This window comes from Actinoplanes ianthinogenes (genome assembly GCF_018324205.1).
In the GTDB taxonomy this organism is placed as follows: domain Bacteria; phylum Actinomycetota; class Actinomycetes; order Mycobacteriales; family Micromonosporaceae; genus Actinoplanes; species Actinoplanes ianthinogenes.
Genome location: NZ_AP023356.1, coordinates 4,084,567 through 4,105,833, shown reverse-complemented (window position 1 = coordinate 4,105,833; position 21,267 = coordinate 4,084,567). Strand labels below are relative to the sequence as shown.

The following is a 21,267-nucleotide window of genomic DNA, read 5'->3' as shown; positions in this document are numbered from 1 at the left end:
CGGCGACCGGGCCGCGGACGGCAGCCGCGGGTCGCATCCGGACAAACGCGCGACACGCGGGTCCGGTTACGGGTGCGGAGGGGAACCATCGGGTATCGGAGATCGACATCTCGCACTGCCCGATCAAGACTGGAATCCTTCCGGCAGGAGCCGGTTGAGCGCGCGGACGGCGCGATATTGCAGGGCCTTGATGGCGCCCTCGTTCTTGCCCATCGTCTGCGCGGTCTCGGCGACCGAGAAACCCTGCAGGAACCGCAGCACGATGCACTCCTGCTGCTCCGGGTTGAGCTGCTTGACCGCGGTGAGCAGGGCGACGTTGGTGATGTGGTCGACCACCGCGGACTCCGGGCTGCCCTCCGGGCCCCGGTCCTCGCGGTCGGCGTCGAGCACGTCGCCGGTGGTCACCTCGAGCCGGTAGCGGCCCGACTTGAAGTGGTCGGCGACCAGGTTGCGGGCGATCGTGACGAGCCAGGCGCCCAGGTCACGGCCCTGCCAGGTGAAACTGCCGATGCGCTTGAGCGCGCGCAGGAAGGTGTCCGAGGTGAGGTCCTCGGCCAGCTGCCGGTTGCCGACCCGGAAGTAGACGAACCGGAAGACGGTGTCCACGTACCGGTCGTAGATCAGGCCGAACGCCTCCGACTCGCCGGCCTGGGCCCGCTCGACCAGCGCCCAGACCTCGGCCGCCGGGTCGCCCCGGTCCGGGCGGGCCTTGGGCGGCTGGGTCTCGGTCGGTGGCCCGGTCTTGCTCTGGGTGGGCAGCACGACCGTGTGGTCGCCGCTGATCGTCTCACCCTCGGGGAGGTTGGAGCGCTGCCCGGCGGTCGGCTGGGCCGGGGGCCGTGCGCCGAGCCGGTTGCCGCCGAACTTGCCGTTGCTGCCGGGCGCCGGCACCGACGGCGAGTTGTTCAGTGGCCGGCGGTTGCCGGTACGCCGCGGGCCGTCCCCCCGGATCGCATTGGTGATCATTCCGTCGACTGACTCCCGGATCGCGTTGAGGCCGTCGGAGAGCGGGTGTCTCCCCGAGAGGACGTCGCGGTGGTACGGGTCCCCGGCGTACACATGAGTCACTGCGCCTCCTCAACCGGGCGGGCCTGCGGCGTCCGTGAATCCGTCCCGCCAGACAGGGATTCACGGCGATTCCGTCCTTTGTGTGGCACAGCGGCCTCCTCGGGATGAGGGTGGTCACTCGCATACAAAAGGGGTGGGGCAACCCGCGGAAATCGCCGGTAACCTCACCCGTTCGTGTGGAGTCCGTTACACAGACCGGAAGTATCACCGAGTTCGGACACGGGGAGTCGCACACCATGTGCGCTGCGCGCAAAGCCGCGAATCCGTCCTAACTCGGCATCCGGTATCAAGGTCACCCTCGCCGATCCGGCGCCGGACGGCAACGGACCGGCTGTCCGCTATCCCGGACGGGTGACGCATGTGCCAGACTCGGGCGTCGTGGAGGAACCCGCCCGTGACCCGGTCGCCGAGGCCGCTGCCCGCCGACCGGAGGCCGCCGCCCTGATCGCCGGCGATACCGTCCTGACCTGGGCGGATCTGGATGCCAAGGTCACCGCGGCGGCTCATTTCGTGGCCGCGCGGACCGCGCCCGGAGATCGCGTGGCATCCGTGCTCGGCAATACCGTGGCGTTCGTGGTCACCTGGTTCGGCACCCTGCGAGCCGGCCGGGTCGCGGTGCCGATCAATCCGGGATACACCGCGGACGAGGCCGGCTACGCGATCGCCGACGCCGGGTGTGCGCTGATCGTCATCGGACAGGACGACGAGTTACGGCTGGGCCTCGGCGAGTCGTGCGTACGTCCGGAATTTGATGCGGCCGTGACCACCGACCTCCCGCGCGTTTCCGCTGACGATCTCGCGGTCCTGCTCTACACCTCCGGGACGAGTGGGCGGCCGAAGGCCGCGATGCTGACGCACGCCGCGCTCGCGGCGAACCACGAGCAGCTCGACGGGATCGAGCCGGCCGTGGTCGGGCCGGACGACGTGGTGCTGCTGACCGTGCCGTTCTTCCACGCCTACGGGCTGAACACCGGGCTGGGCAGCGTCGCGCACCACGCGGCGACCGGGGTGCTGACCGACCGGTTCGACCCGGCGGGCAGCCTCGACCTGATCGCCGCGCACGGGGTGACCGTGGTGGTCGGCGTCCCGGGGATGTACCAGGCGTGGGTCCGGCAGCCGGGCGCGGGCGAGGCGCTGCGCGGGGTCCGGACCGCGGTGTGCGGCGCGGCGCCGCTGGACCCGGCGACCGCGGCGCGCTTCCGGGCCGTCACCGGCAAGAGCATCCTGATCGGGTACGGCTTGACCGAGTGCGCCCCGGTGCTCACCACCACCGCGGTCGGTCACCCGGAGAAGACCGGCTCGATCGGGCGGCCGTTGCCCGGCGTGGAGCTCTCCCTGCGTACCCGAAGCGGGTTCGAATTGTGGCGGGACGGGACGGCCTCGCCGGAGGAGGATCTCGCCGAGCTGGACCTCGCGGTGGCCGTGTCGGCCGGCACCGACCCGGGGGAGATCGTGGTGCGCGGACCCAACCTGTTCGCCGGGTACTGGCCGGACGGCTCCGGCGGGCCGGACGCGGACGGGTGGTGGCCGACCGGGGACATCGCGTACGCCGACGCGGACGGCGACCTGGTGCTGGTCGACCGGATCGGCGAGCTGATCCTGGTGAACGGGTTCAACGTCTATCCCGCGGAGATCGAGCGGGTGCTGGACGCGCATCCGCGGGTGGCCGAGTCGGCCGTGGTGGGCCGGCCGGACCCGGAGACCGGGCAGCGGCCGCACGCCTACGTGGTGGTGTCCGGCGACCCGGCGCCGTCGGTGACCGAGTTGCAGGTGCACTGCGCCGCCCGGCTGGCCCGGTTCAAGCTGCCGACCATCGAGGTGGTCGCGTCGCTGCCGAGGTCGCTGAGCGGCAAGATCCGTAAGAGGGAGCTGTCATGAGCCGTATCACGCTGATCAGCCGGGACGGCTGCCACCTGTGCGAGGTGGCGGAGCAGACGCTGGACCGGATCGCGCCGGGCGGGTGGACGCGGGTGGACGTGGACTCGTCGATCGAGTTGCAGCGTGACTACGACGACCGGGTGCCGGTGATCCTGCTGGACGGCAAGGAGCACGGATACTGGCGGGTCGAGGAGGAGCGGCTGCTCCGAGATTTGGCTCGACAGCCGGGTGAGCCGCACCTGTAAATTCTCGGGGTGACAGCAAAGCACCTGGTCTGGGACTGGAACGGCACCCTTCTCGACGATCTTCACCTGGTCGTGTCGTCGACCAACGCGGCGTTCGCCGCGGTCGGCGGGCGCGATGTCGGCGCGGACGAGCACCGGCGGATGTTCCGCCGGCCGGTCGCCGAATTCTACGCGGAGATGCTCGGCCGGGCGGTGAGCGCGGAGGAGTTCGGGCGGCTCGACCGGATCTTCCACGACGCGTACCGGCTGGGTCTGACCGACATCACCCTGGCGCACGACGCGATGACCGCGATCAAGACATGGCCGGGGACGCAGTCGCTGCTCTCCATGTGGTTCCACAGCGAGCTGGTGCCGGCCGTGGAGAACTACGGGCTGGCCGGGATCTTCGCCCGCATCGACGGATTGCGCACCGAGGTGGGCGGCGACCTGAAAGCGGCACACCTGGCCCGGCACCTGGAGGGCCTCGGCGTGGCCGGCGGCGACGTGGTGCTGATCGGCGACTCGCTGGACGACGGGGCCGCCGCCGACGCGGTCGGCGCCGCCTCGGTGCTCTACACCGGGGGCTTCACCGACCCGGTCCGTCTGCGTGAATCCGGCCGTCCGGTCGCGGATTCGCTCGTCGAAGCGGTGAAGATGGCCATATCACTCTGAGTGAGGTGGCCTTCTCGGGGTACCACCGGTAATACTCGACAGGTCGGCTCGGCTAGCACAGCCGAGTCGATCTTGTCCAATTGTCCCGACAAGATCGCGATTTGTGCAGGCCTTCACAAGCGCCTACTCTGTGGCTTCGACGAGCCCCGCTACCACAGTCGCCCCACGAGGGTCTCACCGGTATCGCACAGAACGGGCTCACCGCAGGTTCGCCTCGTCGGCACGGAGTCAGATGAGTCAGCAGCGTCACGGAAGCACGCCCGGCGATGCCGGTGGCGTCCCGGCCTTCCCGGAGCTCCCGGAGGCGACGATCGCGCGGCTGCCCGAATACCTGCGCGCCCTTCACCATCTGGCCGAGGCCGGCGCCGAAACGGTATCCAGTGAGGGTCTGGCCGCCGCAGCCGGGGTCAACTCCGCCAAACTGCGGAAAGATCTCTCACATCTCGGGTCGTACGGCACCCGGGGCGTCGGGTACGACGTCGCCCTGCTCGTCGACCAGATCGAGTACATCCTCGGCCTGGACAAGAACCGGGCGGTCTGCCTGGTCGGGGTGGGCAACCTGGGGCACGCCCTGGCCGGGTACGCCGGCTTCGCCAGCCGCGGCTTCCGGGTCGTCGCGCTCTTCGACGCCGACCGCAAGAAGGTCGGCGAGGTGATCAACGGGCTGACCGTGCGGCACATCGACGACCTGGAGCGGATCGCCGCCGAGGAGTCGATCGCGATCGGGGTCATCGCCACCCCGCCGACCTCCGCCCAGGCGGTGGCCGACGTGCTCGTCGCCGCCGGTGTGACCAGCATCCTGAACTTCGCGCCCTGCGTGTTGGCCGTCCCGCCGAACGTCGACGTGCGCAAGGTGGATCTCGCCATCGAGTTGCAGATCCTCTCGTTCCACGAACACCGCAAGGCGTCCTTGACCGCTCTCCCCGGCGGGGGCGGCGACACCGCGGGTGACCAGGAGGCAGTCGGGTCGTGAATCTCCTCAGCATCGGTGCGTCCTACCGCACCGCCGACGTCGCCGTCCTGGAACGGCTCACCATCCCCGAGGCCCAGGTCCCGGAGATCCTCCAGAAACTGGTCGCCCAGCCTTACGTCAGCGAGGCCGTGGTGGTCTCCACCTGCAACCGCGTCGAGGTGTACGCGGCGGTCAGCGGCTTCCACGGCGGCCTGGGCGACATCTGCAACGTGCTGTCCCAGCAGTCCGGCATCCCGGCCAACGAGCTGGCCGGGCACCTCTACGTGCACTACGGCGAGGCCGCGGTCCAGCACTCGTTCCGGGTCTCCTCGGGGCTCGACTCGATGGTGGTCGGCGAGGCGCAGATCCTCGGGCAGCTGCGGGACGCGTACCACGCGGCCACCGAGTCCGACACGGCCGGCCGGCTGCTGCACGAGCTGATGCAGCAGGCGCTGCGGGTCGGCAAGCGGGCGCACGCCGAGACCGGCATCGACAAGGCCGGGCAGAGCGTCGTCACGGCCGCCCTGGAGATGGCCGCCGACCACCTCGGCGGCGACCTGACCGGCCGGTCCGCGCTGGTGATCGGCGCCGGCGCGATGGGCGCGCTGTCGGTCGCCACGCTCACCCGGACCGGCGTCGGCCCGCTGCGGATCACCAACCGCAGCACCGAGCGAGCCGACCGGCTGGCCGAGGCGTACGGCGCGGTCGCGGTCCCGCTGGCCGGCCTGACCGGCGAGCTGAGCGCGGTGGACATCGTGGTCAGCGCGACCGCCTCCACCGAGCCGGTGCTGACCCGGGAGCTGCTCACCGCGGCCCTGGCCGCCCGGACCTCCACCGCGCCGCTGGTGGTGCTGGACCTCGCGGTCCCGCGCGACGTCGCCCCGGACGCCGCCGGGCTGCCCGGGCTCGTCGTGATCGACATCGACAGCCTGGCCGCCGGCCGCCGGGCCGCCCCGGCCGCCGCCGAGACCGCCGCGGTCGAGCAGATCGTCACCGGTGAGGTGGACAACTTCCTCGGCTGGATGCGCGGCGCGGAGATCGCGCCGACCGTGGCCGCCCTGCGTACCCGTGCGGAGGAGGTCGTCTCCGCCGAAATGCGCAAGCTGCTCGGCCGGCGGCCGGAATTCAGCGAGGAGCAGCGGGCCGACGTTTCCCGTACCCTGCACCGGGTCGTCCAGCAGATCCTGCACTCGCCGACCGTGCGGGTGCGGCAGCTGGCCGCCGAGCCGGGCGGGGATCAGTACGCCGCCCTGCTCCGCGAGCTGTTCGACCTGGACGTCCCCCTGGCCACCCACGCCGACGCGGTGCCCGAGATCGGAGGTAAGCCGTGACGACGACCACGCCGTTGCGCCTCGGGACGCGGGGCAGCAAGCTGGCACTCACCCAGTCCCAGATGGTCGCCGACGAGCTGACCGCGGCCACCGGTCGGCCGGTCGAGCTGGTCCGCATCGTGACGCCCGGTGACACCTCGTCCGCGCCGGTCGCCCAGCTCGGCGTCGGGGTGTTCGTCTCCGCGCTGCGGGACGCGCTGCTGGCCGACGAGATCGACTTCGCCGTGCACTCGTACAAGGACCTGCCCACCGGCGAGCACCCCCGGCTGCACATCGCCGCGGTGCCCCGCCGGGAGGACCCACGGGACGTGCTGATCGCCCGGGACGGCCGCACCCTGGCCGACCTGCCACCCGGCTCGGTGATCGGCACCGGGGCGGTCCGGCGGATCGCCCAGCTCCGCGCGCTGGGGCTGGAGTTGCAGGTCACGCCGATCCGGGGCAACATCGACACGCGCATGGCGCGGGTCCTCGGTCCCGGCGCCGACCTCGACGCGGTCATCCTGGCCCGCGCCGGTGTGTCCCGCATCGGCCGCACCGCCGAGATCACCGAGACGCTGGACCCGATGCTCATGCTGCCCGCCCCGGCCCAGGGCGCGCTGGCGGTGGAGTGCCGGTCCGGCGACAACGACCTGGTCGAGCTGCTGGCCGCGCTCGACCACGCACCGACCCGGGCCGCCGTGCTGGCGGAACGGGCGTTGCTGGCCACGCTGGAGGCCGGGTGTGCCGCCCCGGTCGCCGCATATGCCCGCCTCGTCCGGGGCAGGCATGCCGGCTCGACCCCCGGGGACGGGCGCGGCGAGGAGATGATTCACCTGCGCGGTGCGGTGATCAGCCCGGATGGGGTTCGCACCATCCGGCTGTCGCGCACCGGAACGCCCGCCGGGGCGGCGGAGATCGGCAAGGCACTCGCCACCGACCTCCTCGACGCCGGCGCCGATACCCTGATGGGGAGCACAGAATGACCACCCGCACCGCCCGTAAGCCCGCCGGACGCATCGCGTTCATCGGCGCCGGACCCGGCGACCCTGAGCTGCTGACCCGTCGCGCCTATGCCGCGCTCACCGATGCCGACCAGGTGGTCTACGACCGCGGCGTGCCCGATTCCCTGCTGGCCGCCGTCCGTGCGGACGCCAAGGACGACGCCCAGTTCAGCCCGGCCGAGGGTGCCCCCGGCGACGTGGCCAAGGTGCTGCTCTCCGCCGCCAAGTCCGGCCTGTCCGCCGTGCACCTGGTCGCCGGTGACCCGTTCGGCCACGAGTCGGTGGTCAAGGAGGTGCAGGCGGTCGCGCGGACCGCGGTGCACTTCGAGGTGATCCCGGGCATCGGGCAGGCCGAGGGCGTCGCCGCCTACGCCGGTGTGCCGCTGCCCGGCGTGCGCATCTCCGCCGACGTCGACGACGTCACCACGCTGGACTTCGACGCGCTGGCCGGCGCGGCCCAGAAGGGCTCGTTCGCCGTCGCGGTGGACGCCGGCGACCTGGCCGCGGTCCGCGACGGGCTGCTCGCGGCCGGTGTCGAGCCGGGTGTCCCGGTCGGCGTGACCGGCGACGGCACCGGTGAGACGCAGTACACCACCACCTCGACGGTGGACAGCTTCGTGGCCGCCGCGCTCGGCTTCACCGGCCGGGTCGTGCTGACCGTCGGCGCCGAGGTGGCCGACCGGGACGCGATGAGCTGGTGGGAGAACCGGCCGCTGTACGGCTGGAAGGTGCTGGTCCCGCGGACCAAGGAGCAGGCCGGGGCGATGAGCGCGCGGCTGCGGGCGTACGGGGCGATCCCGTGCGAGGTGCCGACCATCGCGGTCGAGCCGCCGCGCACCCCGGCGCAGATGGAGCGCGCGGTCAAGGGCCTGGTCGACGGCCGGTACGCCTGGGTCGTCTTCACCTCGGTCAACGCCGTCCGCGCGGTCTGGGAGAAGTTCGCCGAGCACGGCCTGGACGCCCGCCACTTCGGCGGCGTGAAGATCGCCTGCATCGGTGAGGCCACCGCCGAGGCGGTCCGCGCCTTCGGCATCCAGCCCGAGCTGATCCCGGCCGGGGAGCAGTCCAGCGAGGGTCTGCTGGCCGAGTTCTCGCCGCACGACGAGATCCTCGACCCGGTCGGCCGGGTGCTGCTGCCGCGCGCCGACATCGCCACCGAGACCCTCGCGGCCGGCCTGATCGAGCGGGGCTGGGAGGTGGACGACGTGACCGCGTACCGGACGGTGCGGGCCGCGCCGCCGCCGGCCGAGATCCGCGACGCGATCAAGTCGGGTGGCTTCGACGCGGTGCTGTTCACCTCGTCCTCGACCGTCCGCAACCTGGTCGGCATCGCCGGCAAGCCGCACGCCCGCACGGTCGTCGCGGTGATCGGCCCGAAGACCGCGGAGACCGCGATCGAGTTCGGCCTGCGGGTGGACACCCAGCCGCAGGACGCCTCGGTGCCGGACCTGGTCGAGGCGCTCGCCGAGTACGCCATGGAGCTGCGCGAGAAGCTGGCGGCCATGCCCGCCAAGCAGCGCCGCGGCTCGAAGGTGCAGGGGCCGACGGCTCTTCGATTCCGCTGATTTCCGCGCGCCGGGGGATGTCCCCCGGCGCGTTTTTCTTAGGAGCGCTCGATGTCCTTCCCCGACATCCGCCCGCGCCGGCTGCGGCGCACCCCGGCGATCCGCCGCCTGGTCGAGGAGACCCGGCTGTCTCCGGCCGAGCTGATCCTGCCGCTCTTCCTCAAGGACGGCATCACCGAGCCGAAGCCGATCAGCTCGCTGCCGGGCGTCGTCCAGCACAGCCGGGAGTCGCTGCTGAAAGCCGCGCACGACGCGGTCAGCGCGGGCGTCGGCGGTCTGATGCTCTTCGGTGTGCCGGACAACGCCGACAAGGACGAGACCGGCTCGGCCGGGCTCGACCCGGACGGCATCCTCAACGTCGGCGTCCGCGACCTGCGATCCGAGTTCGGCGACGCCACGGTGATCATGAGCGACCTCTGCCTGGACGAGTTCACCTCGCACGGGCACTGCGGGGTGCTGGCCGCCGACGGCTCCGTCGACAACGACGCCACGCTGGAGATCTACGGCCGGATGGCGGTCGCCCAGGCCGAGGCGGGCGCTCACATGGTCGGCCCCTCCGGGATGATGGACGGCCAGATCGGCGTGGTCCGCCGGGCCCTGGACGCGGCCGGGCACCAGGACGTCTCGATCCTGGCCTACTCGGCGAAGTACGCGGGCGCGTTCTACGGCCCGTTCCGCGAGGCCGTGGAGTCCACCCTGCAAGGCGACCGGCGGCAGTACCAGCAGGACCCGCCGAACCTGCGCGAGGCGCTGCGCGAGGTCGACCTGGACGTCGCCGAGGGCGCGGACATCGTGATGGTCAAGCCGGCCCTGCCGTACCTCGACGTGATCGCCGCGATCCGGGAGCGGGTGACCGTTCCGGTCGCCGCGTACCAGGTCTCCGGCGAGTACTCGATGGTCGAGGCGGCCGCGGCCAACGGCTGGATCGACCGCGAGCGGACCATCCTGGAGACGCTGACGTCGATCAAGCGGGCCGGCGCCCAGATAACCCTCACCTACTGGGCCACCGAGGTCGCTGAGCTGATTGGCTGAGCTGATTGGCTGGGCTGGCTTTGCTCCGCTTCGCTCCGCGCACAAAACGCCTTGTAACCGGTGAGATGGGCGCGTCTTTTCCGCCACCGCAAACCCCGCGGCGTCGGAAAAGCCGAGCCCATCTCACCGGCGGCGTTTCGTGAGAAACCTAGGGGGCCTGAGCGCGTTTTGGGGTTCGGTGAGCACCGCGGACAGTGAAGACATCCCATGTGCCAGGGGTGTCAATCGGCTTGACCCGATCCACATCTGTCCAGGGCGCTGAGGACCAGCCGAGGAGTGTCGGGCTGGTTCTGGTGGCCCTATTCGGGAGTGGGATTGGGCGTTGAGGGCCAGCCGGGGGTGTCGGGCTGGTGCTGGTGGCCCTGTCCGAGCGTGGGATAGGGCGCTGGGGGCCAGCCGGGGGGTGTCGGGCTGGTGCTGGTGGCCCTGTCCGGGAGTGGGATTGGGCGTTGAGGGCCAGCCGGGGGGTGTCGGGCTGGTTCTGGTGGCCCTGTCCGGGAGTGGGATTGGGCGTTGAGGGCCAGCCGGGGGGTGTCGGGCTGGTTCTGGTGGCCCTGTCCGGGAGTGGGATAGGGCGCTGGGGACCAGCCGGGGGTTGATCTCCGGAACCACCCGCGGACAGTGAAGGGTGGGCTGATCGTTTTGGACGCGCCAGCGGCCAGATCAGTCCGCCCGGCCCGCGCGGGAGCATGCGGTCCGTACACCGCTGGGCCTGCGTAAATAAAGATTTTCAGCTGTGGGGTTCCAGGCGCTGGACCAATTGGCCCACGTCGGCGATGTATTCGTACCAGTCGCGGTCGCTCTGGTAGCCCAGCTCGGCGTTGACTTTGAGCATCGACTCGTTGTGCTGCGCGTTCCAGGTCTGCACCTGGCGCAGGCCGGGCTCGGCGGCGCGCAGCTCGAACAGCATCCGGGCCTTGATCGCCCGGTCGATGCCGTAGCCGCGGTGCTCCCGGACCACGATCGTGTCGTACTGATCGGCGCGCTCCGGGTGCTGGGCCGGGACGACCAGCTCGGTCAGCCCGGCCACCGCGCCGGTCGCCTCGTGGATGGCGAGCACGATGTACGGCTTGAGACCCCGCCGGTGCAGTGTGTCCAGTGACTCACGCAGTCGCTCCGGGTCGGACGATCGCGGGGTCAGATCGAGATCGTCCTCGTCGGTCTGCGCCTCCGCCTTGGCCCGGGCATAGGGCTCCAGCAGCTCGGCGGGCGGGCCACCCGGGTGATACTCCACCCGATAACCGCTGCTGATGCCGCTGGCCATCGCGCCCAGCGCGGCCCAGTCGACGGTGTCCAGACTCAGGACACCGCGAGTCTCCACATACTCCCGCTCGAAGCCGAGCGCCTCGTAGAAGGCGATGGCCGGGGTGCCGCCGATCGCTTCCACGCCGATCGAGGAGAACCCTTCGAGGTACGCCCGGCGCGCGGCCACCGCGAGCAGCTCGCGGCCCAGTCCCCGGCGGCGCAGATGCGGCCTGACCAGGATCTCGAGCACGCCGATGTCGCCCAGCAGCAGAATGCTGACCAGGGCGTAGATCTCGCTCTCCCCCTCCGGAAGGCGATCGTCCTCGGCGACCCAGCAGATCCGGCGCTCGCCCGGCATGGTCTCCGCGAGGTAGTCGCGGACCTGCACGTCCCGCCACGGTGGATCGTCGGGGAGGTCGGCCGCCAGCACCGCGTTGACCGTCTCCACCAGCGAGTGGACCTCAGCCGGGGACGCGGAGCGGGGATCCCATTCACGCACCCTCACCCGTACATCGTGCCGTGCAGCCGACCTTCAGGGAAGTGCTGACCACGCAAAAGTACGCGCGCACTCACTCAGCGTCGCAGCGGGGCGGTCACTTGCGGCTGTCGCGCCCGTATTCGTTAGCGGCCTCGAACACCTTCTGCGCCGACGGGCGGAGGGCGCCGTTGTTCAGCGTGAGCACCGCGTCCCACCAGGAGTCCGCCCGGGACAGATCACGGGGGGAGCCTTTCGCGTCCTTGCAGAGCGCGGACGCGGTGGCCAGCGCGGCGTCGTCGATGTCGTTGATCTCGGTGGCGCCGTTGCGGTCGGCGTCCACCGCGTTCGCCGTCCAGGTGCCCGGGGTCATCTTCATCGGGCCGACCTCGCGGTCGAAGCTGGTGTCCTGATCGAGCGTGCCCTGGTCGGAGTCGGCGACCAGCGGCCGGCCGCCCTGCCCGTCCAGCGGCAGGCCGACGATGCCCGGCCGGGCCACCCCGTCGACGCCGAGCACCGCGCCGTTCGCGCTGCCGTGCGCGGACGCCACCTTGCCGATCGCGGCGAGCGTGGTCCAGGTCAGGTGGCAGGTCGGGGTGGTCCGGGTGGTGACCAGCTCGGCGTACCCGTAAGCCTGGACCGCGACGACCGGGATGCCGACCTTGGTGCCGATGGTCTGTGCCCAGGCGGCCAGGGTGTCGGCCGGGCGGCCGCCGGTGGCGCCGGCGGTGGTGGGCAGCGCGCCGGGCAGGGTGGTCGCCGGGACCGTGGCGGCCGGGACCGTGGTGGCCGGGAACGTGGCGGCCGGCAGCGTTCCGCCGGCGCCCGGATCGGTCGGGAGGGCGCCGGTGGGCAGCGCGTTCGGGTCGCCGGCCGAGGGCAGCGGGGCATTGCCGAAGGTGGGGGTGGCGCTCGGGGTGGCGGGCGCGTCCAGGGCGCGGGGGACCAGGTAGGCGCCCGCGGTGCCGGCGCCGGCGATCAGCGCGACGACCACGGCGCTGGGGAGGATGACGCGGCCGCTCGGGCCTCTCGACCAGGTGGCGACGCTGCGGCCGCCGCGGCCGAGGGCGCTCGCGGAGCGGCGCAGCAGGCCACGCTTGGCGGGTGGGGCGACGGTGGGGGCCGCCGGTGCCGAAGCTTCCGGCTTATCGGACTTATCCGCTTTTTCCGCGGTGGTGACCTTGTCCGACGTGACTACCGCCGACGCGGCTTCGGAGTCGCTGCTCTTGGTGGTCGTGGCGTCAGGATCGCTGGTCTTGGTCGTCGTGGCGGAGCCGCCACTCGTGGATCCGCCGCTTTTTGTCGGCGTGGCGCCGGGACCGCCGCTCTTGGCCGCACCGGAACTGCCCAGCGGCCCGCCCTGAGGCGGCGCCGCCGCCCGCAACTCCGGCCGCTCTGCTGGGATCCTCGGTGCCTCCGCCACGGCTCGACCCTACCGGGCCGCGACCACCGGCGGGAGGTCGCGCGGCCCGCTCCCGGCCAGGGGCCCTACGCTGGTGCGATGCCACGTTATGACTACCGCTGCCGCGCCTGCGGCGACACCTTCGAGGTCAGCCGCCCGATGCGGGAGGCCGCCGAGCCGGCCGCCTGCCCGCAGGGTCACGACGACACGGTCAAGTTGCTGTCCACTGTCGCGGTCACCGGCCGCGGCGGCGCGACTCCGGCCCGGCCGGCCGGTGGCGGTGGCGGCTGCTGCGGCGGAGGATGCGGCTGCTGATTCGCGATCACTCGACGGAGTGATCTGCGCCACTCCTTACCGCAAAACCCTAGATTCCGGTCGTGCGTCGACATTGGTGGCCAACCAGCTGTCCAATCTCACCCTCCGTGCCCGCCGCTCCACCCGCTGCCGATAAAATCCGCCCTGGTCAGGGCCGGTATCTCAGGTCCTGGGATGACACGTACGGGTACACCCGAACGGCCCGGCGGTTTTGGCCGACCGCGTCGTTTCCGCGTTCGATCTCTTTCGTTACGACACGCGTAGTCCCGTATGCCGACGTCGATCCCAGGATGGGAGATGTCCTCCGTAAGGGGTCGGCCGTGGCGGGCAGGCGGTTACCGTCCGTTTCTACGATGGGCGGTGACTCTGAGATACGGCAGCATGAGTCGCGACTTCCAAAGGGGGCGGAGGTTCAACCGTGTCGGGACGGCTCGAGCTACCCAGTGGCCTCGTGACCTTTATGTTCACTGACATAGAGGGCTCGACGCGTTTGGCCCGGATGCTCGGTGACAGCTATCGCGCTGTGCTGAATGCACATCGCTCTCTGTTACGTGCGGCGCTGAGTGACTTCGGTGGTGTCGAACTCCTCACCGAGGGTGACTCTTTCTTCGTGGCGTTCGACAACGCCGACGCGGCCGTGGCGGCCTGTGTGGAGGCGCAGCGCCGGCTGGCCGCCTTCGCCTGGCCGCGCGACGACGCCGTACCGAAGGTCCGGATGGGACTGCACACCGGGCGGGCCACGCCGGTCGGCACCGAGTACGCCAGCGCCGAGGTGCACCGGGCCGCCCGGGTGTCCGCCGCCGCGCACGGTGGCCAGGTGCTCTGCTCGGAGGCGACCGCCCTGGCGGTGACCGCGACGTACGCCACCGCCGGCCACAGCCGGGTCGCCACCGCCGCGGCCGCCACTCTGGCCACCGTGGACCTCCAGGCGCTCGGCGCGTTCCGGCTGCGCGGCTTCGACGACGACGAGCAGCTCTACCAGGTCGTCGCGCCCGGCCTGGACAAGGATTTCCCGCGACCGCGCACCGCCGAGGCGCCCCGGCACAACCTGCCGGCCGAGCACAGCACGTTCGTCGGCCGGCAGTCCGAGGTGGTCGAGCTCTCCGAGCTGCTCAGCCGGCACCGGCTGGTCAGCGTGGTCGGGCCGGGCGGTGCCGGCAAGACCCGGCTCAGCCTGGCGGTGGGCGAGCAGGTGCTCGCCGCGTACCCCGGTGGGGTGTGGACGATCGACGCGGCCGCCGCGCCCGGTGGCCTGCCCACCGCCCTCGCCGCGGCCCTCGGCCTGCGGCCCGAGCCGGGCCGGGCGATGATCGAGACGCTGGTCGAGCAGTGCGCCGAGCGGCGGATGCTGGTCATCCTGCAAACCTGCGACGCGGCGCCGGGGCTGACCGCGGCGCTGGCGCACCGGCTGCTGACCCGGTGCCGCCGGCTGGACGTGCTGGCCACCGGCCGGGCGCCGCTCGGGCTGGCCGGGGAGACCGTGTGGCGGATCCCGCCGATGGCGCCGGCCGACGCGTTCGCGCTGCTCGCCGACCGGGCCACGGCGGCCCGGGGCGGTCGGCGCGGTGACGACGAGGAGCAGCTGGCCGAGCTGGCCGCCCGGCTGGAGGGGTCGCCGCTCGCCATCGAGCTGGCCGCCACCCGGTTGCGGCTGATGCCGGCCGACCTGCTGGCCCGGCGGCTGGACGACCCGATCGGCGCGCTGGACAGCGACGCGAGCGGCGACGGGCGGCACGACAGCCTGCGCAACAACCTGGACTGGTCGTACCGGAGCCTGGGCAGCCGGGCCGCCGAGCTGCTGCGCCGGCTCGCGGTCTTCGCCGAGCCGGTGGACCTGGCCACCGTCGACTGGTGCGGCGAGGGTGCCCTCAGCGCGCTCTCCGAGCTGGCCGAGAAGTCGCTGATCGACGTGGTGCCCGGGCCGCGCTACCGGATGTCCGGGCACGTCCGGTCGTACGCCCTGCGCCAGCTCACCGCCACCGGTGACGAGGCCGCCGTCCGGGACCGGCACCTGGCCTGGTCGCTGGACGCGCTGGAGACCGTCGCGACGGACACCGACGGGCAGGAGCGGACCGTCTCGCTGACCGACCTCGGCCCTTACGTCGGGGAGTGGCAGGCCGCGCTGCGCTGGGCGTCCTCGGGCGGCGACGTCCGGGCCGGGTTGCGCCTGGCCGGGGCGTTGAACCCGTGGTGGCACGAGCACGGCGGGGCCGGCGAGGGGCGGGGCCTGCTCAGCCTGCTCTGCGAGCGGGTCGGCGCCGACCACGAGCCGGCCGAGCTGGCCCGCGCCTACCTGATCCACGCCGACCTCAGCGACGACCGCGCGGAACGCAACGAATTCCTGCGCCGGGCGGAGCGCGCGGCCCGCGCGGCCGGCGATCCGGCCCTGCTGGTCCGGGCGCTGGGCAGCCGGCGGATCCGGCTGGACGAGCGCGGCCCCGAGGACGCCGAACGGTCCTGCCGGTCGGTGATCGCCCAGGCCGAGCGGGCCGGGGTGGCCACCGAGTCGCTGCCGGCCGTGCTGGCGCTGGCCGAGCTGTGCTGGCGCCGGGGCGCGCTGGCCGAGGCGTCCGAGTTGCTCGGCGCGGCCCGGCAGATGGAGGCCGCGCGCCCGGCGGACCGGGGGCGGCGGGCGGTGGACTGGATGCTCGGCATGGTCGCGCTGCGCCGGGGTGATCTGGTGGCCGCCCACGATCACCTGGTGGTGGCGTTGCGGTCCCGGCTGCGGCACGGCTTCCGGGGCGCGGCCGCCGACGCGGTGGCCGCCATCGCGGTCCGCTGCGCGCTGGGCGGGGACCCGGCCACGGCGGCCGTGCTGTTCGGCGGGGCCGAGGCGGCCCGGGGCGCCCGGCGTACCGAGTCGTTCGGCGCGTTCTGGTCGGCGCAGCAGGCGGCGCTGCGCGCGGCGCTGGGTGACGCGGCCTTCGACGAGGCCTACGCCGACGGTGCCTCCCTCGGTTTCGACCGCGTGGTGGCGATGGCGCTGGCCGTCGAGCACCCGGATCTGGAGGGCGGCGCGGTCCGGTTCGCACAGATAGTTCGCTGACCGGCGGCACCCGGTAGGCGGGTGATGCGGATCATTGCGGCGGATGCCGTTAGGGTGTTGTCCGTGCAGGCGGTCCCATGATTCACCTCCCGCTGGTCCGACAGGGACCGCTGAGAGCCCTCGCCGTGCGGCTGGTGATGGCGTTCGCCCTCGTGCTCACCGCGGTGGCGATCGTCTACGCGGACCGCGACGGGTACCGCGACGTGAACGAGGACGGGCTCAGCCTGCTCGACTGCTTCTACTACGCGGTCGTCTCGCTCTCCACCACCGGCTACGGCGACATCACCCCGGCGACCCAGGGCGCCCGGCTGATCAACGTCCTGTTCATCACCCCCGCTCGCGTGCTCTTCCTGATCATCCTGGTCGGCACCACCCTGGAAGTGCTCACCGACCAGTACCGCAAAGGCCTGCGGGTCGCCCGGTGGAGGCGCAAATTGAAGGACCACGTGATCATCTGCGGTTACGGCACCAAGGGCCGGGCCGCGGTCGACGCGCTGCTGGAGACCGGTTACGACAAGTCCCGCATCGTGATCGTGGAAAATCGGGAGCCGGCCGTCCGGCAGGCCGCGGCGAACGGGTTCGCGGTGATCGAGGGCAACGCCACCCGCTCCTCGGTGCTGCTCGACGCCGATGTGAAGAACTGCAAGTCGGTGATCATCGCGACCGACCAGGACGAGGCGTCGGTGCTGATCACGCTGACCGTGCGGCAGCTGACCGCCGGCCAGGTGCGGATCATCGCGGCGGTCCGCGAGCAGGAGAACGCGGCGCTGCTCAAGCAGTCCGGCGCGCACCACGTGATCGTGTCGTCGTCCACGGCGGGCCGGCTGCTCGGCCTGACCACCACCGCGCCGCCGCTGATCGACGTGGTGGAGGACCTGCTCACCCCGGGCCAGGGGATGGCGCTGGCGATGCGCTCGGCGGAACGCGCCGAGGTCGGCCGCAACCCGCGCGAACTGCCCACGCTGGTGGTGGCGCTGATCCGGCGCGGCAAGGTGCTGCCGCTCGGCGGCGAGCAGGCCGTCACCATCGAGACCGGCGACCTGCTGGTCTACATCCGCGACGACGAGTCCGCGTCAACCGGCGTCTCCTTCTAGGCGGGCATCAGCCGAGGATCAAGATCAAGGGATTGCTGACTCGGATCCGCGCTGATTACTGATCGTCGCTCCCGCCAGGGACCCTTCCGGGCCGGGCAGGACGCTGGCGCGTCCCGAACGCCCGGCCCTCCAGGGCGACGCCCGTGGGTGGCCACGACCGCCAACCCCAACCCCCGGGCTGGTCCTGGTGGCCCTATCCGCACCCGGGATAGGGCCATGAACGCCAGCCCGCCATACCCGGCAAGCCCGGCTGGTCCTGAACGCCCTATTCGCGCCCGCTATAGGGCCGTGGACGCCAGCCCGACGAACTCGGCTGGTCCTGAACGCCCTATTCGCGCCCGCTATAGGGCCGTGGACGCCAGCCCGACGAACTCGGCTGGTCCTGAACGCCCTATACGCGCCCGGTATAGGGCCGTGGACGCCAGCCCGACGAACTCGGCTGGTCCTGAACGCCCTATTCGCGCCCGCTATAGGGCCGTGGACGCCAGCCCGACGAACTCGGCTGGTCCTGAACGCCCTATACGCGCCCGGTATAGGGCCGTGGACGCCAGCCCGACGAACTCGGCTGGTCCTGAACGCCCTATTCGCGCCCGGTATAGGGCCGTGGACGCCAGCCCGACGAACTCGGCTGGTCCTGAACGCCCTATTGGCACCCGGGATAGGGCTATGGACGCCAGCCCGACGAACCCGGCTGGTCCTGGTGGCCCTATTCGCGCCCGGGATAGGGCCAGGGACTCCAGCCGAGGAACCTGGCTGGGCTTCGGCCGTGGGGGTTGGGGCGGACCACCGTGAGGCGGGCAGTTCGGCCCGGATGCGGCCTCGCGGTCGTGAGGTGGCGGCGGCCTGGCGTCGAGGCACGGGACGGGGCTGTGCGGTCGGGGCGGGGTAGGCCGTACCGGAAAAGGACGGTCCGGCACCGAAGCGGTGCCGGACCGTTGCGCGTGGTTTTGCCGGGTTACATGATGGTCCAGGTGTCGCCGCTGTTGAGGAGGTCGGTGAGCATCTCCTCCGGGGTGCCGGTGGTTCCGGCGTCGAGGAGCTGTTTGCGGACGATCTCGTCGTAGGACGGGCGCTGGACGTTGCGGAACACGCCGATCGGGGTGGTGTTCAGGTCGGAGCCGGAGAGGCGGCTCAGGGCGAAGGCGTAGGCAGGGTCGTCGACCGTGGCGTCGTGGACGATCGCCTGGCCGCCCTGCTGGACCTTGAGGCCGAAGCTGCCCTCCGGGTGCACGACGGAGTACTGCCCGTCGGTGCCGAAGGTGATCGGCTGGCCCTGCTCCAGGCGGATCAGGTGTTCGTCGCGGGTGTCCGGGTCCTTGATCAGGTCGAAGGCGCCGTCGTTGAAGATGTTGCAGTTCTGGTAGATCTCGACGAACGCGGAGCCCTCGTGCGCGGCCGCGGCCCGCAGCACCGACTGCAGGTGCTTGCGGTCCGAGTCGATCGTGCGGGCCACGAACGTCGCCTCGGCGCCCAGCGCGAGCGAGAGCGGGTTGAACGGCGAGTCCGCCGACCCGGCCGGGGTCGACTTGGTGATCTTGCCGATCTCCGAGGTCGGTGAGTACTGCCCCTTGGTCAGGCCGTAGATCCGGTTGTTGAACAGCAGGATCTTGAGGTTGACGTTGCGGCGCAGCGCGTGGATCAGGTGGTTGCCGCCGATCGAGAGCGCGTCGCCGTCGCCGGTGACGACCCAGACGCTCAGGTCGGGGCGGGACGCGGACAGGCCGGTGGCGATCGCCGGCGCGCGGCCGTGGATCGAGTGCATCCCGTAGGTGTTCATGTAATACGGGAATCGCGACGAGCAGCCGATCCCGGAGACGAAGACGATGTTCTCCCGGGGGATGCCGAGCTCCGGCATGAAGCTCTGCACGGCGGCCAGGATGGCGTAGTCACCGCAGCCCGGGCACCAGCGGACCTCCTGGTCGGACTTGAAGTCCTTCATGGTGAGTTTCAGGGGCACCGTGGGGCTAGCCATTCTTGACCACGTCCTCCAGCATGCTCTCCAGCGTCGCGGCGGTGAACGGCAGGCCGCTGACCTGGTTGAACGGCAGCGCGTCGATCAGATACCGAGCCCGGATGACGTGGGCGAGCTGGCCCAGGTTCATCTCCGGGATGACCACCTTGTCGTAATTTTTCAAGACCTCGCCGAGATTGGCCGGCAGTGGCGACAGGTGCCGCAGGTGCGCCTGCGCGATCGTCAGCCCGCGCTGGCGCAACGCCCGGCACGCCGCCCCGATCGGGCCGTAGGTCGAACCCCAGCCCAGCACCAGGACGCGCGCGTCCTCCGACGGGTCCTCGACGTCGATGTCCGGGACCTCGATCGCCTCGATCCGGGCCGCCCGGGTGCGAACCATGAACTCGTGGTTGGCGGGGTCGTAGGAGATGTCGCCGGTCTTGTCGGCTTTCTCCAGGCCGCCGATCCGGTGCTCCAGGCCGGGCGTGCCGGGGACCGCCCACGGGCGCGCCATCGTCTCCGGATCCCGCAGGTACGGCAGGAACTTGCCGTCCTCCGCGTTCGGCGTGGTCGCGAACTCGACGGACAGGTCGGGCAGTTCGTCGACCGAGGGCAGCAGCCACGGCTCGGAGCCGTTCGCCACGTAGTTGTCGGAGAGCAGGATGACCGGCGTCCGGTAGGTCAGAGCGATCCGCGCCGCCTCCAACGCGGCGTGGAAGCAGTCCGACGGGGACTTCGGGGCGATCACCGCGAGCGGCGCCTCGCCGTGCCGGCCGTACAGCGCCATGTTCAGGTCGGCCTGCTCGGTCTTGGTCGGCATGCCGGTCGACGGCCCGGCCCGCTGCACGTCGACGATGACCAGCGGCAGCTCCAGCGCGATGGCCAGCGAGATCGTCTCGCCCTTGAGCGCCACGCCCGGCCCGGAGGTGGTGGTGACGCCGAGCGCGCCGCCGTACGCCGCCCCGAGCGCCGCCCCGATCGCCGCGATCTCGTCCTCGGCCTGCATCGTGGTGATGCCGAACCGCTTGTGCTTGGAGAGCTCGTGCAGGATGTCCGAGGCCGGGGTGATTGGGTACGCCCCCAGGAAGAGCGGGAGCTTGGACCGCACCGTGGCGGCGACCAGGCCGAGGGCGAGCGCCTGGTTGCCGGTGATGTTCTTGTACGTCCCCGGGCGCATCCTGGCCGGCTTGATCTCGTAGCGCACCGAGAACGCCTCGGTGGTCTCGCCGTAGTTCCACCCTGCCTGGAAGGCGGTCTTGTTCGCCGCGACCAGCTCGGGCCGCTTGGCGAACTTGCGCTCCAGGAACCGCAGGGTGGACTCGAATGGTCGCGAGTACATCCAGCAGAGCAGGCCGAGGGCGAACATGTTCTTGGCGCGCTCGGCGTCCTTCTTCGAGATGCCCTGATCGGCGAGCGCGCCGACGGTCATCGAGGTCAGGGCCACCGGGTGCACGGCGTAGTCGGCGAGCGACCCGTCCTCCAGCGGACTGACCGGGTAACCCACCTTGGCCAGGTTCCGCTTGGTGAACTCGTCGGTGTTGATGATCAGATCGGCGCCGGCCGGCAGCTCGGACAGGTTCGCCTTGAGCGCGGCCGGGTTCATCGCGACCAGCACGTTGGGCGAGTCGCCGGGGGTCAGGATGTCGTAGTCGGCGAAATGGACCTGGAAACTCGAGACGCCCGGCAGGGTGCCCGCGGGCGCGCGGATCTCGGCGGGGAAATTGGGCAGAGTCGAGATGTCGTTGCCGAGCTGCGCGGTCTCCGAGGTGAACCGGTCACCGGTGAGCTGCATGCCATCGCCCGAGTCGCCGGCGAATCGGATCACCACCCGGTCCAGCTGCTCGACTCGCTTCGCGGGAGCGGCCACGTTTCAACCTCCAAAGAGCGCGGGCCGATCTTGTGTACGCACATCGATGAGCCGGCCCGCACAATCGTCACTTCCACACTACTTCGCCGCCCCTTACGAGGGGCCGCCGCGGACCGTTGCCCACAGTAGCCATGCGTCGCTCCCGCGAGCTAGTGCTCTTGGGTAGGCTG

Annotated in this window: 16 protein-coding genes; 11 read left to right on the top strand and 5 right to left on the bottom strand. The window is 71.5% G+C overall.

Annotated elements, in window-relative coordinates; translation table 11 throughout:
- Positions 1-123 precede the first annotated feature (123 nt).
- Entirely contained in the window at positions 124-1,068 is a 945-nt protein-coding gene (locus tag Aiant_RS18400) for an ECF subfamily RNA polymerase sigma factor, BldN family (RefSeq protein ID WP_189328329.1), read from the bottom strand.
- Between the two features lie 351 nt (positions 1,069-1,419).
- Here Aiant_RS18400 and Aiant_RS18395 point away from each other — a divergent pair, with 351 nt between their 5' ends.
- The 8 genes from Aiant_RS18395 (at position 1,420) to hemB (ending at position 9,702) form a co-directional block, all read left to right on the top strand.
- Positions 1,420-2,946: a class I adenylate-forming enzyme family protein gene (locus Aiant_RS18395; protein ID WP_306415809.1), complete on the top strand. Its 1,527-nt coding sequence runs from the start codon at positions 1,420-1,422 to the stop codon at positions 2,944-2,946.
- Positions 2,943-3,191 (top strand): glutaredoxin family protein, encoded by a 249-nt coding sequence (locus tag Aiant_RS18390; protein WP_189328330.1) that lies wholly within the window; start codon positions 2,943-2,945, stop codon positions 3,189-3,191. The genes Aiant_RS18395 and Aiant_RS18390 overlap by 4 nt, the downstream gene beginning before the upstream one ends.
- Positions 3,192-3,200: 9 nt before the next feature.
- A complete protein-coding gene (locus Aiant_RS18385) occupies positions 3,201-3,842 on the top strand; it encodes an HAD family hydrolase (RefSeq protein WP_189328331.1) in 642 nt (213 codons plus the stop codon).
- A gap of 232 nt (positions 3,843-4,074) precedes the next feature.
- On the top strand, positions 4,075-4,815 hold the full coding sequence (locus tag Aiant_RS18380; protein ID WP_189328332.1) for a redox-sensing transcriptional repressor Rex: 741 nt from the start codon (positions 4,075-4,077) through the stop codon (positions 4,813-4,815).
- Positions 4,812-6,125, top strand: coding sequence for a glutamyl-tRNA reductase (locus tag Aiant_RS18375; protein WP_189328333.1), 1,314 nt, complete (start codon positions 4,812-4,814; stop codon positions 6,123-6,125). Before Aiant_RS18380 ends, Aiant_RS18375 begins: the two co-directional genes overlap by 4 nt.
- Positions 6,126-6,187: 62 nt before the next feature.
- Entirely contained in the window at positions 6,188-7,087 is a 900-nt protein-coding gene (gene hemC, locus Aiant_RS18370) for a hydroxymethylbilane synthase (RefSeq protein ID WP_229829853.1), read from the top strand.
- On the top strand, positions 7,084-8,670 hold the full coding sequence (locus Aiant_RS18365) for a bifunctional uroporphyrinogen-III C-methyltransferase/uroporphyrinogen-III synthase (protein ID WP_189328335.1): 1,587 nt from the start codon (positions 7,084-7,086) through the stop codon (positions 8,668-8,670). Before hemC ends, Aiant_RS18365 begins: the two co-directional genes overlap by 4 nt.
- A 51-nt stretch (positions 8,671-8,721) precedes the next feature.
- The gene (hemB, locus tag Aiant_RS18360; RefSeq protein ID WP_189328336.1) at positions 8,722-9,702 is read left to right on the top strand and encodes a porphobilinogen synthase; all 981 of its coding nucleotides are present in this window, start codon (positions 8,722-8,724) and stop codon (positions 9,700-9,702) included.
- A gap of 730 nt (positions 9,703-10,432) precedes the next feature.
- Here the strand turns inward: hemB and Aiant_RS18355 are convergent.
- Together Aiant_RS18355 and Aiant_RS18350 are read right to left on the bottom strand one after the other, a co-directional pair.
- Entirely contained in the window at positions 10,433-11,452 is a 1,020-nt protein-coding gene (locus Aiant_RS18355) for a GNAT family N-acetyltransferase (protein ID WP_189328337.1), read from the bottom strand.
- An 88-nt stretch (positions 11,453-11,540) separates the two neighbouring features.
- Positions 11,541-12,845: a lysozyme family protein gene (locus tag Aiant_RS18350; protein ID WP_189328338.1), complete on the bottom strand. Its 1,305-nt coding sequence runs from the start codon at positions 12,843-12,845 to the stop codon at positions 11,541-11,543.
- A gap of 78 nt (positions 12,846-12,923) precedes the next feature.
- Here Aiant_RS18350 and Aiant_RS18345 point away from each other — a divergent pair, with 78 nt between their 5' ends.
- The 3 genes from Aiant_RS18345 to Aiant_RS18335 all read left to right on the top strand — a co-directional run bounded on the left by Aiant_RS18345 (position 12,924) and on the right by Aiant_RS18335 (position 17,279).
- On the top strand, positions 12,924-13,139 hold the full coding sequence (locus Aiant_RS18345; protein ID WP_189328339.1) for an FmdB family zinc ribbon protein: 216 nt from the start codon (positions 12,924-12,926) through the stop codon (positions 13,137-13,139).
- A 460-nt stretch (positions 13,140-13,599) separates the two neighbouring features.
- Positions 13,600-16,185: an ATP-binding protein gene (locus Aiant_RS18340; RefSeq protein WP_229829801.1), complete on the top strand. Its 2,586-nt coding sequence runs from the start codon at positions 13,600-13,602 to the stop codon at positions 16,183-16,185.
- Positions 16,186-16,262: 77 nt separating this feature from the next.
- On the top strand, positions 16,263-17,279 hold the full coding sequence (locus Aiant_RS18335; RefSeq protein ID WP_189328341.1) for a potassium channel family protein: 1,017 nt from the start codon (positions 16,263-16,265) through the stop codon (positions 17,277-17,279).
- 955 nt (positions 17,280-18,234) lie between these two features.
- Here Aiant_RS18335 and Aiant_RS18330 read toward each other — a convergent pair.
- Both Aiant_RS18330 and Aiant_RS18325 read right to left on the bottom strand, forming a co-directional pair.
- Positions 18,235-19,251: a 2-oxoacid:ferredoxin oxidoreductase subunit beta gene (locus Aiant_RS18330; protein WP_189328342.1), complete on the bottom strand. Its 1,017-nt coding sequence runs from the start codon at positions 19,249-19,251 to the stop codon at positions 18,235-18,237.
- A complete protein-coding gene (locus Aiant_RS18325; protein ID WP_229829854.1) occupies positions 19,244-21,022 on the bottom strand; it encodes a 2-oxoacid:acceptor oxidoreductase subunit alpha in 1,779 nt (592 codons plus the stop codon). The genes Aiant_RS18330 and Aiant_RS18325 overlap by 8 nt, the downstream gene beginning before the upstream one ends.
- Positions 21,023-21,267 lie beyond the last annotated feature (245 nt).